10 protein-coding genes, 2 pseudogenes and 1 riboswitch are annotated in these 14,375 nt (G+C 58.9%); of the genes and pseudogenes, 8 read left to right on the forward strand and 4 right to left on the reverse strand.

All coding sequences use genetic code 11. The annotated features are described in order from the left end of the window. Positions 1 to 4: 4 nt before the first annotated feature. Both cobW and cobU read right to left on the reverse strand, forming a co-directional pair. Complete coding sequence (cobW, locus tag CCGE525_RS12045; protein ID WP_120706382.1) at positions 5 to 1,054, reverse strand: cobalamin biosynthesis protein CobW; 1,050 nt, start codon at positions 1,052 to 1,054, stop codon at positions 5 to 7. Between the two features lie 5 nt (positions 1,055 to 1,059). Then, positions 1,060 to 1,587: a bifunctional adenosylcobinamide kinase/adenosylcobinamide-phosphate guanylyltransferase gene (gene cobU / locus CCGE525_RS12050; RefSeq protein ID WP_120704463.1), complete on the reverse strand. Its 528-nt coding sequence runs from the start codon at positions 1,585 to 1,587 to the stop codon at positions 1,060 to 1,062. A 142-nt stretch (positions 1,588 to 1,729) separates the two neighbouring features. After that, a riboswitch (cobalamin riboswitch) is annotated at positions 1,730 to 2,129 on the reverse strand. A 180-nt stretch (positions 2,130 to 2,309) separates the two neighbouring features. Here cobU and CCGE525_RS12055 point away from each other — a divergent pair. The 3 genes and pseudogenes from CCGE525_RS12055 to CCGE525_RS39570 form a co-directional block, all read left to right on the forward strand. After that, positions 2,310 to 4,106, forward strand: coding sequence for a chloride channel protein (locus tag CCGE525_RS12055; RefSeq protein WP_120704464.1), 1,797 nt, complete (start codon positions 2,310 to 2,312; stop codon positions 4,104 to 4,106). A gap of 141 nt (positions 4,107 to 4,247) precedes the next feature. Further along, positions 4,248 to 4,565: a hypothetical protein gene (locus CCGE525_RS12060; RefSeq protein WP_120704465.1), complete on the forward strand. Its 318-nt coding sequence runs from the start codon at positions 4,248 to 4,250 to the stop codon at positions 4,563 to 4,565. A 120-nt stretch (positions 4,566 to 4,685) separates the two neighbouring features. After that, positions 4,686 to 4,796 (forward strand): annotated as a pseudogene (locus CCGE525_RS39570) (prolipoprotein diacylglyceryl transferase); the annotation flags it as partial. Between the two features lie 942 nt (positions 4,797 to 5,738). Here the strand turns inward: CCGE525_RS39570 and CCGE525_RS12075 are convergent. Both CCGE525_RS12075 and CCGE525_RS12080 read right to left on the reverse strand, forming a co-directional pair. Next, positions 5,739 to 7,092: pseudogene (locus tag CCGE525_RS12075) on the reverse strand (IS701 family transposase). 61 nt (positions 7,093 to 7,153) lie between these two features. Next, positions 7,154 to 8,608 carry a cobyric acid synthase gene (locus tag CCGE525_RS12080; RefSeq protein WP_120704469.1) on the reverse strand — a complete coding sequence of 485 codons (1,455 nt, stop codon included), beginning with the start codon at positions 8,606 to 8,608 and terminating at the stop codon, positions 7,154 to 7,156. Between the two features lie 235 nt (positions 8,609 to 8,843). Between CCGE525_RS12080 and CCGE525_RS38275 the strand changes: the two genes are divergently transcribed. The 5 genes from CCGE525_RS38275 (at position 8,844) to bmt (ending at position 14,299) form a co-directional block, all read left to right on the forward strand. After that, complete coding sequence (locus tag CCGE525_RS38275) at positions 8,844 to 8,987, forward strand: hypothetical protein (protein WP_162950158.1); 144 nt, start codon at positions 8,844 to 8,846, stop codon at positions 8,985 to 8,987. 834 nt (positions 8,988 to 9,821) lie between these two features. After that, the gene (locus tag CCGE525_RS12085) at positions 9,822 to 10,820 is read left to right on the forward strand and encodes an ABC transporter substrate-binding protein (RefSeq protein ID WP_120704470.1); all 999 of its coding nucleotides are present in this window, start codon (positions 9,822 to 9,824) and stop codon (positions 10,818 to 10,820) included. Between the two features lie 243 nt (positions 10,821 to 11,063). Next, on the forward strand, positions 11,064 to 11,975 hold the full coding sequence (locus tag CCGE525_RS12090; protein WP_120704471.1) for an ABC transporter permease: 912 nt from the start codon (positions 11,064 to 11,066) through the stop codon (positions 11,973 to 11,975). Continuing rightward, positions 11,968 to 13,020: a quaternary amine ABC transporter ATP-binding protein gene (locus tag CCGE525_RS12095; protein ID WP_120704472.1), complete on the forward strand. Its 1,053-nt coding sequence runs from the start codon at positions 11,968 to 11,970 to the stop codon at positions 13,018 to 13,020. The genes CCGE525_RS12090 and CCGE525_RS12095 overlap by 8 nt, the downstream gene beginning before the upstream one ends. Before the next feature lie 265 nt (positions 13,021 to 13,285). Next, positions 13,286 to 14,299 (forward strand): betaine--homocysteine S-methyltransferase, encoded by a 1,014-nt coding sequence (gene bmt / locus CCGE525_RS12100; RefSeq protein WP_120704473.1) that lies wholly within the window; start codon positions 13,286 to 13,288, stop codon positions 14,297 to 14,299. The last annotated feature ends 76 nt before the right edge of the window (positions 14,300 to 14,375 follow it).

Below are 14,375 nucleotides of genomic sequence, written 5' to 3' on the forward strand. Positions count from 1 at the left end.
CGCCTTAGACCAACGACTCGATCGCCTTGCGCACGATCCCCTCATCCATCTCATGCAGCCCAATCACCACAAGCCGCGTCTGGCGCTCTTCGCCCGGCGCCCAAGCCCGGTCGAAATAGTGATCGATACGGCTGCCGACGGCTTGGATTTGCAGGCGCATCGGCTTGCCGGGCACATCGACGAAGCCCTTGAGGCGCAGGACATCATGTTCGGCAATCACGCCCTTCAGCTTCCCGATAAAGACGATCGGCTCCGCGATCGGACCGAGGTCGACGACGAAGCTGTCGAATTCATCGTGATCATGCGATGCGCCGTCCTCGTGCTCCAGCTCGTGATGCGATTTCCGGTTGGCAATATCGCCCTCCGTCCCGATGCCGAGGCCGAGAAGGATGGCGGCCGAAACCTCGCCATTTTTCGCTTCGATGATCGTCGGTTTGCGGGCGGTGCGGGAGGCAACTTCGGTACGGACACGGCCGAGTCCCGCAACATCGATCAGATCGGTCTTGTTGAGGACGATGAGATCCGCGCAGGTCAACTGATCCTCGAACAGTTCCTCGATCGGGCTTTCGTGATCGAGCGATTCGTCTTCTACGCGACGGGCTTCGACAGCATCGTGATCATCGGCGAAACGGCCGGCGGCGACGGCGGCGCTGTCGACCACGGTTATGACGCCGTCAACGGTGACCTGGGTGCGAATATCCGGCCAGTTGAAGGCGGCGACGAGCGGCTGCGGCAGAGCGAGGCCGGAGGTCTCGATGACGATATGGTCGGGACGCGCATCACGCTCCAAGAGCTTGGTCATCGTTGGAATAAAATCGTCGGCGACGGTGCAGCAGATGCAACCATTGGTCAGCTCGATGATATCGTCCTCGGTGCAGTTCTCCGCGCCGCAGCCCTTCAGCACATCGCCGTCAACGCCGAGATCGCCGAATTCATTGATGATGAGGGCGATCTTCTTACCGCCGGTGTTCTGCAACAGGTTGCGGATCATCGTCGTTTTGCCGGCGCCGAGGAAGCCGGTGATGACGGTGGCGGGAATTTTTTCCTGGTTCATGCGGATCAACCCTTCATTTTCAGCGGCAGCCCCGCCGCGATAAAATAGACTTCGGCGCTCGCCGCCGCGATCATCTGGTGCAATCGGCCGGCATGATCGCGGAACTCGCGCGCCATACGGTTTTCGGGCACGATGCCGAGCCCGACCTCGTTGGAAACGAGGACGACACGCGACTTTGCCCCTGGTAGGAATTCGGTGAGAGCGGCAAATTCTGCCGCGATATTGCGCTCGGCCATCATCAGGTTGGTGACCCAAAGCGTCAGGCAATCAACGAGAACGGCGCGGCCCTCGCCGTCGACTGCCGCGAGCCGGGCAGTAAGATCGAGCGGCTCCTCATGCGTCGTCCACAGGAGATCGCCCCGATCGGCGCGATGCTGCGCAATACGATCGCGCATTTCGTCGTCCCAGGCCTGACCCGTCGCCACATAGTGACGATCGAGGCCGGTGTCCGAGATCAGCGATTCGGCGAATCGGGATTTGCCGGAGCGTGCACCACCGAGAACAAAGACGGCGCGGGAGGGCGAGGTTGGCATCGGCTATTTTCGCTCCCGTACGAGGGCGAAGGCCGGTGCGATGCGGCTGAAGCCGAAAAGTAGGCGCTTGCACGCCAAAAACTCATTTCGTGCCATGACAACCTCCGTGCTGGCAGCGGGACGTCCGTCCCTGGGGTGGGCCTTGTGCCCGGCACGTATGGCAGGTCTCCTGGCTCGCGGATGAGGCGCAGCGAGCGGGGGCGCACGGAAACCGGTCGCCCCCGAACCCTGCACCAGCGGGTCCACCTCGCCTTCCCGGCAAACATCATGAAAAGGCGGACGATTCGTAGAAATAGAGGCGTCCAGCCCCGGTTGATCATGATGCCACGCCAGTGGCTTTTCCGTCCCGAAGCTGCTTTCACCCGCCCGCACCACGCGGACCATCAGCGAAACATCTTCAAAGCCGGATGGAAGACCCTGACCGCTCTACAGTCGCGGGGTCGGCTGTGATGAGAACGCCCGAGTTGGGTCCGCTCCTTCACATTCCCTTTTCATCCCATGCGACAGATCGTCGCTCAGGAACCATTCGTTATGCCGCAATGATTAGGCGTTCGACCGCTGCAAGTCAATCAAGGCGGCGACTGCGACATCGGCCGTTCCAAAGGCGAAATATGCATAAAAGTCGCACCGTACGTGCTCTTTTTTTGCCGTATTTCTTTGATGTTAGGAGTTTATAGAAGCTAAGCACCTAGCTTTAAGTACAAAACAGTCGTCCGTTCCCCATGTTGCAGAAATTCCAACCGCGCCGCCTCGGCGTTTTCTCGGCCCTATTCGATCTTGGTCGGTTCAGGGCGTTGTTGCGTCGTGGCGAATTGGGACTTGTTTTCGCCGGCGCGCTGGTGGGCATAGCCTCCGGCTGCGCCGTGACAGCGATGAGCTTCATCTCACGCAAGCTTCACAGTATCATCTATGGCATAACCGACTACGAGCGCCTTAGTTCGGCAGCGGTGGCGATACCTGACAGGTCGGTAGTGCTGATCGCGCCCATAGCCGGCGGCATCATCCTCGGCGTCCTGCTCTATATATTGTCGCGCACGCGCAAGAAGCCGATGGTCGACCCGATTGAAGCCAATGCGCTGCACGGCGGCCGTATGTCGCTCACCGACAGTATCCTCGTCGCGGTGCAGAACCTGATCTCGAACGGTTTCGGCGCTTCGGTCGGGCTTGAAGCAGGTTACACACAGCTTGCCGCCGGCATTGCCTCGAAATTCGGGCATAACATGCAGATGCGCCGTGCGGACCTCCGCATGCTCGTCGGTTGCGGCGCTGCCGGCGCCATAGCCGCCGCCTTCAATGCGCCGCTGACCGGCGCCTTCTACGCCTTCGAGCTGATCATAGGCAGCTATTCCATCCTCACCCTGACGCCTGTCGTCGTCTCAGCGCTGATATCGACTATGATCGCAAGACTGCTTGCCGGTGACGACTTTGCCATCGACATCGATCATTTCGGCGCCATCGTCCCTGCCGACTATCTTCCGGCTGTCCTGCTCGGAGCTTTCTGCGCCGGTATAGGCATTCTGATCATGCAAGGCGTCGCCTGGGTCGAAGAGTTTGCGCGCAAGAGTTCCATCGCACCGTCCTTCCGCCCCGCGCTCGGCGGCATCGTTGTCGGCCTCCTGGCGCTAATCTCGCCACAAGTTCTGTCAGCCGGCCACGGCGCACTGCATCTCAACCTGTCGACAAATACGACTCTGGGTGCATTGGCCGGACTCTTCATCCTGAAATCACTGGCCTCTGCGGTGTCGATCGGGTCGGGCTTCAGGGGCGGCCTGTTCTTTGCGTCGCTGTTCATGGGCGCGCTGCTCGGTAAGATCTTCGCCTATTGCGGCCCCTATTTCGATCATGCCACGCTGACGCCGGCCGTCTATGCCGTGGTTGGCATGAGCTCGCTTGCCGTCGCCATCATCGGCGGACCGTTGACCATGACCTTTTTGGCGCTCGAAATCACCGGCGATTTTCCGATCACCGTGTTGGTGCTCGCTGCCGTTATCACCTCGTCGCTGGTTGTGCGCACCACCTTCGGCTACTCCTTCGCCACCTGGCGCTTCCATCTGCGCGGCGAAAGCATCCGCAGCGCCCACGACGTCGGCTGGATCCGCAACCTAACGGTTGCCCGCATGATGCGACCCGATGTGCACACGGCGAACGTGGACATGAGCATCGAGGAGTTTCGCCAGCGTTTTCCGATTGGCTCAGCGCAGCGTGTCATTCTCATCGACAGGGATGAGAAATATGCCGGCATGGTGCTGATGCCAGACATTTATGCGAGCCCGGTCGAGAAGGACGATGAGGAGCACGGCCTTGCCGACTTCATCCGCCATCGCAACGACTTCCTGCAGCCAAAGATGAACGCCAAGCAGGCGGCAGCCCTGTTTGACCAGACCGAAAGCGAAGCTTTGGTGGTGATCAACGACCTGATCGAGCGCAAGGTGATCGGTCTGCTCACCGAAAGTTACACGCTGCGCCGCTACAGCGAAGAGCTCGACCGCCGGCGCCGCGAGGTCTCGGGCGAGCTTTAGCGCGCTACCCATAGCAATCCGAACAGCATGTTGGGCTGTACAGACATTCCGAGGGACGCCTTACCAGTAGTTGTTGTTCGTACCACAGTATGGTGCTGCCGTGCACACTTGAAAACTTGTTACCTGTTGGTATGATTTTGCATGGAATTCACCCTCGTTGCTCAAATCCTGGCCTGGACTACACTCGGCTTGATACTGCTCGGCACAGTCGTTCCTATCGGCACGAAGCAACGTGTCGTCGCGGCGGCGAACATCGAGAGCATTATTCTCTTTGGCTTAATGGGCTTGTTGTTCGTGGTGGCCTATCCCACCGACCGTCGAATCATTGCATTGCTATGTATCTTGGCAGCCACCGCAAGCGAGTCTTTGCTGTCGATCTTGCCTGATCGACATATTCGAATTGAACGATTGGTAATAAAATACTCGGAGCATCCGTCGGCTTGCTTATCGGCGGAATAATAATGCTGATTATGCAGTAGACGCACGCAACATGCTTATATGACGTGCCGAGGTGTGGGCTGGGTAATTCTTAGAGATCAGATAGATAACATTTGAATTATGGCCGGCCCCACGTTTTCGTTGCGCTTTTTCAAGTGTCCGGATGCCCAACTCGGCGACCTGCTGCTTCAAGCCGGCGAGTTGACAATGGGCATGATGCTGTCGTCACCAATGGTGCTGATCGTCATTTGAGCTCTTTGCGAGCCGCAAGCCAGTGACCACGGGGTTCCTAGTGTCAAGGACATTCGCTAGAGTAATGGCACTCTAGGGGGTTGATGGATCCGATGGTGATTTCGTTAATGGTGCTTGGCGTCGCACTGGCGCCTTATGTTTCCTCTCATCGTCCTGAACCGAGGTTTATCGCGGGACGGTTTCCCGATTGCAGCGACATCGTCGAGCGGGTCCTCTTGAAGACAAAAGGCCGCCTTCTCTCTATGAGACCGCACGCGGACCGTTGCACTGTAACAGTGCTTGTTCCGCGTGACGGTGATCGCCCCGAAAAGGTAGTTGTGCGGGTGCAGTTCTCCGACGACGATGTGGATGAGACCAAGGAATAACCGGACATTCAAACATGTAGGGTGGCCTGCTCCCTTAAACCGCCCGCCGCCTAACCACGTATTTAAAGATTGGCGGATCAGGTTTAGAATGTTGCTTGGTGGGGCTGAGAAGGTACGGAAATGGGTATTGTCCTGCAGTTCAGATCCAAGAATACAGACAATCGTCTCGATTGCGCGAAGCTCGAAGAGGAGTTGGCCTTCCCCTCGCCTCCGACAGCGACGCGGTTGGATAAAAGACCCCGCTTAACCGTCGACGATCAGCTCCCAGCGCGAAAAGCTTTTAGCAACGACGCAAAATTCCCATCCGCCGCGATTGCAATCCTGACATGCGCCATTATTGCATCGGTACTCATCTCGTTTCATTTGACCGGACAGCCCCACTATTCGGCCCGAGCCAACCTGCAGCCATCGGTATTTCGTTTGGACTGAGTCAAATCTCTCTCTTGAGCCAAGGTCGGAGGGACAGAAAATTTCAGTTTCAGTCGGGCGTGTAGCTGCAGCCGCGGGTGACGTGGTAAACCCTTAAAATACAAAGCCATTTTATGGGTATGTGACCTAGCACTACTTTGGCAGATTTTTAGCGAAGAAGGCCGTTCTGCAGTGCGTGCAGAAATTTGGCGGAGGTTGTTCGAGCGCGCTTAGGATTGCCTGCCGGACGGCTGGAAGGCTTGGCTGTGGCGGGGGGCCTGGGATTCTTTTTTCCCCCTGCCGCTTGTGTGAGGCGGCGAGATTGCAGGAAGGCGTAGGCGATCATCGTCATCAGCGCGTGCCGGTGAAGGCCGATCCAGGAGCGCCCTTCGAAATGATCAAGGCCGAGTTCTTCCTTGAGTTGCTGATGCGCCTGTTCGCATACCCAGCGCGCCTTGATAGCGCCTGCGAGCTGCTTGAGCGGGGTGTTGGCGGGAAGATTGGAGAGATAATATTTGCGCTCGCCGGTGGAGCGATGCTCGCCGATGACCCAGACTTCCTCACCAGGCAAGTGTTGGGCACCCATGTCGCGGATGCGCTGGGGTGGACCGTCGGCAACCCGAACACGGACAGCGGCGAAGCGTGCTGAGAGACGACCCTTGGTACCACGCCGCCAACTGACCGTCCTCCATCGGGCTGTCTCCAGCATAGCCTGCGCAGTGATCGACTTCGCATCGGGGATATGCCGTTTTCGCGGGCGGCCGTGTCCGGCAACGGGAAAGATCATCGCCACGTCGGCGGGATAGACCTTCTGCTTGAACGGGATACCGACGGCCCAGGCAAGGCCGCGCGCGGTGAGCGCCTGCCGGAACGGCGCACTCAAGCCATATCCGGCATCGGCAAGCACGCAGCCGAAGCGCACGCCGGCCGTGCGAACCCGGTCGATCTCGGCCAGCGCGATCTCCGGCTTGGTCCTGTAGGCACGATGGTCATCAGGCACACCGGCACGATCGAGCCGGGCGGGGTTGGAGGTCCAGCTCTCGGGCAAAAACAGCCGCAACCCTACCATGACCGGCACTTCGCCAGAAGCCAGCGTCAGCGACACGAGCGTCTGGCAGTTGGCGTTCTTGCCAAGCGCCGAAGCATATTGCGGCGCCACGCCAACCGAGTGGCCTCCCTTCTTAGGTAGCGCGGTGTCATCAACGATCAGCCACGCATCGTTCCCGCCAACTTGTCTGTCGGCCTCGGCCAGCAGCGCCGCTTCCAACGGCGCGGCGTCCCAGACGCCACTCGCAACGAAATGGTGCAGTTGGTCGTAGCTGACAGTGCTAGAACGCGCCGCCATCGGTTGAACGCTCTTGCGATCGCCGGGACCGATCAATCCCGCGACATACGCAGGGCACATCCGTGCCCTCGTCTTGTGCCGAAGCGCCACAACAAACGGCGCTAGCCAACGCTCCAAATCAGCTTGCCAGGTCTCGTCCATGGCCGGCACCTCCAAAAGCCGACCTCCTATGAATCACCGAACTCCCCTCTTGGGAATCCTCAAAATCAACCCGCGTCTAAAAATCTGCCAAAGTAGTGCTAGAGCATCAGACTATCGAGCCAGGCCGGATCGAGCACCGCTTCCAGCTCTGCCGCAATCTCGTCCAGTGCCGCCTCGACGCCAGCGCGATAATCCACCCGCTCCCCGGTTAGGCCGAAACTTGCCAGCAGTTTTGCCCGGTAGGCATCGCTGGTGAAAAGCCCGTGCAGATAGGTGCCCATGATAAAGCCGTCGCCAGAGAGCGCGCCATCCGGCCGACCGTCGATCATGGTCGAGGGCCGGTCGCAATCGGCGCCGCGCGTCTCACCGAGATGGATCTCATAGCCAGAAAGCGGCACATTGTACTCCCTGGAAAAAGCCAGGCTGTTGCGTACGGTCTTTTCCGGCGCCATCTCGGTCTCGACTTCGAGCAAGCCGAGCCCAGGCATCTCCGTCACAGAACCCTCAATGCCAAGCGGATCATGCACCATCTGGCCGAGCATCTGGTAACCGCCGCAAATACCAATGACACGCCCGCCGCGGCGGGCGTGAGCCGCTATATCCTGATCCCACCCCTGTGCCCGCAGATCTATGAGATCGCCGATGGTCGACTTCGAGCCCGGCAGGACCACGAGCCCCGCATCCGCGGGCATCCGCTCGCCGGCACGAACGAAGACGAGATCGACATCTGGTTCGGCGCGCAACGGATCCAGATCGTCGAAATTGGCGATGCGCGGAAGGACGGGCACGGCGATCTTCAGCGCGCCGTCCGAGCCGCGCGCCAGCCGTTCCAGCACCACAGAATCCTCAGCCGGCAACCGGCTTGCCGCCTTCAGCCAGGGCACGACTCCGTGACATGGCCAGCCAGTGAAGCCCCCGATGGCGTCGACACCTTCGCCGAAGAGCGAGATATCACCGCGGAATTTGTTGATCAGATAACCGCGGATCATCCGCCGGTCTTCGTCCGGCAGGATATGATGCGTGCCGACCAACGAGGCGATCACGCCCCCGCGGTCTATATCGCCGACCAGCACGACGGGGACATTGGCGCGGGTAGCAAAACCCATATTGGCGATGTCACCCTGCCTGAGGTTGATCTCGGCTGGCGAACCCGCGCCCTCGACGATCACCAGGTCGGTTCCCGCGCGCATGGTCGCAAAGCTTTGCAGGACGGCGCCGAGCAGTTGCGGCTTCAGCGCCTGATAGTCCCTGCCCTTTGCCTGCCCCCAGACCTTTCCTTGCACGATGATCTGGCTGCCGGTCTCCGATTGCGGCTTCAGCAGCACGGGGTTCATATGCACCGACGACGGTACCCGCGCAGCAAGCGATTGCAGCCATTGCGCCCGGCCGATTTCGCCGCCGTCCTCGGCGACCGCTGCATTGTTCGACATGTTCTGCGGCTTGAACGGGCGCACCCGAACGCCTCTATTGGCGAAAAGGCGGCAGAGCCCGGCGACCAATACCGTTTTTCCGACATCGGAGCCGGTCCCCTGCAGCATGATCGCCTTCGTCATCCGTTATCGCTCCGATATGGCATTACTACCGAAAACCCTGGATTCTGCCTTGATTCCGCCGCGATGATTAACACCAAAAAACGTGATCTCCGAGGCAAAAAAGCATCACTTTCTTATATGCTCTATTTGCGACATCCGATGACGACTTCATCCATTGTTCGCCACGTTGAAGAGGATTATCTCCGTCACCAAATCAAACAACGAAAGCCGGTCGATCCGGCCCGAGGAAACCCCGATGCTCTTCATCTTCAACAACAAGAATTCCATCCAGATCGCCTGGAATTCGAAACTGCCGTCGCGCCGCCCCGAGAGCCGTCTGCAGCAGCTCGATACCCGCTTTGGCCCGATCGGCTTCATCCGCACCTATAGCGTCGGTTGATTGACCGTCAAGCTGTCAGCCTGCCGCACCGCAAGCCGCCATGCGACCGCATCAGCGGCTTTGCTGATTCCGCCATTCAGATACGCCCAGGCATCGCGCCACCTGTGCACCTAGCTAACATCTTATATCGATTCTCGATGAGGCCGTTAGGGCAAGCCCCAAAACGCGAAAACCGCGCGATCCGAGGATCGACACGGTTTGCCAAAAACGCCGGCTCGCTTGCATCTCACACTGCAAGGCTCGCTTCTCCGGTACGCACAACCTAATCCGGAGAGGCAGCGGTGTCCCCCGCCACGCCCCGATAGATAGCCGGACATCGTTACCGGAGGGTTATTAAGGCCTTAAATAAGGATGAATCCGAAAATTTTTCGAAAATTTTTCCGGTTTATCTTGCCAGCGGAAAACGCCGCGAATGGAATATAAAAAGTCTTTGTCGGACGCGATATTTTAGCAATCATTAATCTCACCCCACTCGGAGAGCGTGGGCCTGCGCCTTGGATGCCCATTTTACAGCCACGAATAGCAGAAAATGGGCTAATTCAAGCGCTTATATAAGCTTTTCGACAAGCCGCAGTAAGTCCGTTCGGCCGACGACCGGTTGATTTCTTCACTCAAATCCTTAGGCTGCACGCAGTCGATGCAAAAAGAGCACGGCTGCGACATGGTTCGCAGCCGCATAAAAAGCAAGCGCACGACCGCAAACAGGGGACCGGGCAGACGTCGTCAGCGGCGGGTGAACGGTTATGGTGTGTCCACGCTGACGGGGGATCGGCAGGCATCATGTCTGCTGGAGTCGATTCCCGTAACCTAACGAGAACTGGGAGACATTATCCAATGAAGAAGCTTATCGCTTCCGCCATCTTCGCACTCGGTGCCTATGCTTTGGCTGGCTCGGCACATGCTGCGGAATGCGGCGACGTATCCATCGCAGAAATGAACTGGGCATCTGCCGGCGTCGCCGCGCAGGTCGACAAGATCATCCTGCAGAACGGCTATGGCTGCAACGTGACGCTCGTCACGGGCGACACACAGCCGACCTTCACTTCCATGGACGAAAAGGCTGAGCCTGACGTCGCGCCCGAACTCTGGGTCAATGCAGTGCGCACCGCACTCGACAAAGCCGTTTCCGAAGGCCGCCTGATCGAGGCAGCGCCCCTTCTCAGCGACGGTGGCGTCGAAGGCTGGTGGATTCCGAAGTTCCTCGCCGATGCCCATCCGGACATCAAGACCGTCCAGGACGCGCTGAAGCATCCGGAACTCTTCCCCGCTCCGGAAGATTCCTCGAAGGCCGCCATTTACAATTGCCCGTCGGGCTGGAACTGCCAGATTTCCACGGCCAATCTCTATAAGGCGCTTGGCGCCGAAAAGCTCGGCTTCACGCTGGTAGACACCGGTTCGGCTGCGGGCCTTGACGGCTCGATCGCCAACGCCTTCGAAAAGAAGACCGGCTGGCTCGGCTACTACTGGGCACCGACCGCCATCCTCGGCAAATACGACATGGTGCGCCTGAGCTTCAACGTGCCGCACGACAAGAAGGAATGGGACGCCTGCACCGCGATCCAGGATTGCGCCAATCCGAAGGTGAACTCCTATCCGGTTTCCGACGTCTACACCGTCGTGACCAAGGCCTTTGCCTCGAAGGCTGGCATTGCCATGGACTACGTCAAGACCCGCAAATGGGACAACGGCACGGTCGGCAAGGTTCTCGCCTGGATGACGGACAATCAAGGCACGAACGAAGACGGTGCAAAATACTTCCTGAAGACTTATCCCGACATGTGGACCAAGTGGGTTTCTCCCGACGTGGCTACAAAGGTCAAGGCTTCGCTTTGATATGAAACACCGGACTGGCGGCTGGCACTCTGCCGGTCGCCAATTCCGCATTCGCAGCCGCTGCGGTGACACTCACACCGACAGACCGGCGCGGCCCCAAGTCGCAACAAGTGCAGAATGGCGCCTGCGAATGGTGTAGAAGAAGTGAAGCAGCCTGAAGAACCGGTCGCAGTGCTGCCTACCATCCGCGCGTGAAGGCCACACGCACAGGCTGGGCAAGAACCGGACAAGAAGGGGAAATTCATGGCTATTCAATGCAGTTTTTTGCCGGATGTTCTGTGTAATTTCCCGGCGATCGACGACACTCTCATTCGCGCTGCACGCAAGAACATCGATGACGGCTTCAGGGGATTGGTACGCGCCTACGGCAACGTCATCGACGCCGTGGTTCAGCCGCTGCAATGGTTTTTGAACTACTTGGAATGGCTTTTCACCAGTACACCCTGGTTCGTAGTTCTGCTTGTCATGATGGCCGTCGTCTATGCTGCCAGCCGCAATCTCAAGATCGTCGCGGGCACCGCCATCTCCATGATTCTGATCGGCGTCTGCGGCCTGTGGGGCGACACGATGGTGACACTTGCCATGGTGACCGTCTGCACACTCATCGCCATCGTCATTGGCCTGCCCATCGGCATATTGATGGCCCGTTCCGACCGGCTGCAATCGATCATCAACCCGATCCTCGACGTGATGCAGACGATGCCGAGTTTCGTCTATCTCATCCCCGTCGTCGTGATCTTTGGTATCGGTAAAGTCCCCGGCCTGATCGCCGTGGTCATCTACGCCGTTCCGCCGATGATCCGACTGACCAATCTCGGCATCCGCCTCGTCGACAAGGAAGTGCTGGAAGCGGCCGACGCCTTCGGCTCGTCTCACGGGCAGAAACTGTTCAACGTGCAGATTCCGCTTGCCTTGCCCACCATCATGGCCGGCATCAATCAGACCATCATGATGTCGCTCGCCATGGTCGTTGTGGCCTCGATGGTCGGCGTCGGCGGGCTTGGCAAGAACACGCTACAGGCGATCAATAATCAGTTCTTCACCGTCGGCTTCCTCAACGGCTTCGCCCTCGTCGCGATCGCCATCATTTTCGACCGAACGAGCCAAGCCTATGGCAGACGGCTCCAGAAGCACTCCGAGGTCATCCATGGCTAGTCACGCGATCCAGATCAAAAATCTTTACAAGATCTTCGGCCCTCGCGGACGCGACTATGTGGAAGCGGTAAAAAACGGGATCGGTAAGGCCGAGCTCAACGAGACGCATGGTCATGTGCTTGGCCTGCAGGATATCAGCATCGACATGCCGGCCGGCGCTATCACGGTCGTCATGGGTCTTTCGGGCTCCGGCAAATCCACGCTGATCCGGCATATCAACAGGTTGATCGAGCCGACCGTCGGCGAAGTGCTCTATGATGGCGTCGACGTCTGCAAGATGAGCGAGAATGCTCTTCGTGAATTTCGCCGCCACAAGACGGCGATGGTGTTCCAGAAATTTGCCCTGCTGCCGCACCGCACGGTGATCGAAAACACCATCTACGGCCTGCACATTCAAGGCGTAGCCCGGGCAGAAAGCGAGAAGAAGGGTCACTACTGGATTGAGCGCGTCGGCCTGAAGGGATTCGAGAATCACTATCCAAATCAGCTTTCCGGCGGCATGCAGCAGCGCGTCGGACTTGCTCGTGCACTGACCAACGATGCCGACATCCTGCTGATGGACGAGGCCTACTCCGCACTCGACCCACTCATCCGCGTCGACATGCAGAGCGTGCTTCTCGACCTGCAGAAGGAACTGAAGAAGACCGTCGTCTTCATCACCCACGACCTCGACGAGGCGCTGCGGCTTGGCGACAAGATCGCCATCCTACGCGACGGCAAGGTCGTGCAGCAGGGCAGCGGCCAGGAAATCGTGCTGAGACCCGCAGACGATTACATCACCGCCTTCGTCAAGGAAGTGAATCGCGGCCGCGTCATCCAAGCCCAGACGATCATGAAACCTGTTGCCGGCGAAGCGCATGGGGTCCGCCTATCCGGCGACATGACGCTGGAAGTGGCGGCTAAACAGATGACTGACGGTGGACACACCGCAGCCGTCGTCACCGATGCCGGTGGCAAGCCAATCGGCATGATCGATCTGCAAGGCATCATTGCCGCCATGGTGACGCCGACGACCCATGAAAAGACACAGATGGCGGCAGCCTAAACGCATCATCATCTTAAAACGGAAAGCGCCCTGCCCCTACAGCGCCGCGTGTCACATGTGACATGCGGCGCTGTAGCACTTTAAATCTGCTGCATAATTTTATCCTTAAATCGATTCCGATTTAAGGAATTATGCAGTAGGCACTTTTTTCTTGTCCAACCTGTTATCGAGCAACCTCTGCCTTTATCCCGGCATTGTGCTCATATAAAGAAATGTTTATATCTGCATTTCATTCCGATTTATCTGATGTATTCGAGGAGACGCCATGACCGTCACAGCCAATCCCTTGACCGATCTTCTTGCCGAAAAGGGCGTGCTGCTCGCAGATGGCGCGACGGGCACCAATCTTTTCGCCATGGGTCTGGAGGCCGGCGAAGCGCCGGAGCTCTGGAACGAACAGCATCCCGAACGGATCACCAAGCTGCACCAGGATTTCGTCGATGCCGGCGCCGATATCATCCTCACCAACACCTTCGGCGGTACGCGCCATCGACTGAAGCTGCACCATGCGCAGGACCGCGTTCACAGCTTGAACAAGAAGGCAGCGGAGATCGCCCGCGCCGTCGCCGACAAGGCGGGCCGCAAAGTCATCGTCGCCGGTTCCGTCGGCCCGACCGGCGAGCTATTGATGCCGCTTGGCGCACTTACCTATGAGGACGCCGTCGCTGCCTTCGCTGAACAGATCGAGGGTCTGAAAGCCGGCGGCGTCGATGTCGCCTGGATCGAAACCATGTCGTCACCGGAGGAAATCCGCGCCGCTGCGGAAGCCGCCATCAAGGTCGGCCTGCCCTACACCTATACCGGTTCCTTCGACACCGCCGGCAAGACGATGATGGGTCTGCATCCGAAGGACATCCACGGCGTTGCCAAGAATGTCGGCGAAGGTCCGCTCGCCGTTGGCGCCAATTGCGGTGTCGGAGCATCGGATATCCTCTCGAGCCTCCTCGACATGACCGATGCCGATCCGGCTGCAACGGTCATCGTCAAGGGCAATTGCGGCGTTCCGGAATATCGCGGCGCCGAGATCTACTATTCCGGCACGCCACCGCTGATGGCCGATTATGCGCGCCTTGCCCGCGACGCTGGCGCCAAGATCATCGGCGGCTGCTGCGGCACCTCGTGCGGCCATCTCGCCGCCATGCGCCAGGCGCTCGACAGCTACACGCCCGGCCCGCGCCCGACCCTGGAAACGATCATCGAGCGGATCGGCCCGCTGCGTAACAAGACCGCCAATGAAGGCGGAGCCGCGCCCGCACGCGAGCGCCGTCGGCGCGGATAAAAATAATCGAGCGGGATGTCCTTTGAAAGGTCAGCCCGCTCCACAACTTGACGGATGGCGGCATCGTCCAAACTCA

This window comes from Rhizobium jaguaris, assembly GCF_003627755.1.
Taxonomy (GTDB): Bacteria; Pseudomonadota; Alphaproteobacteria; order Rhizobiales; family Rhizobiaceae; genus Rhizobium; species Rhizobium jaguaris.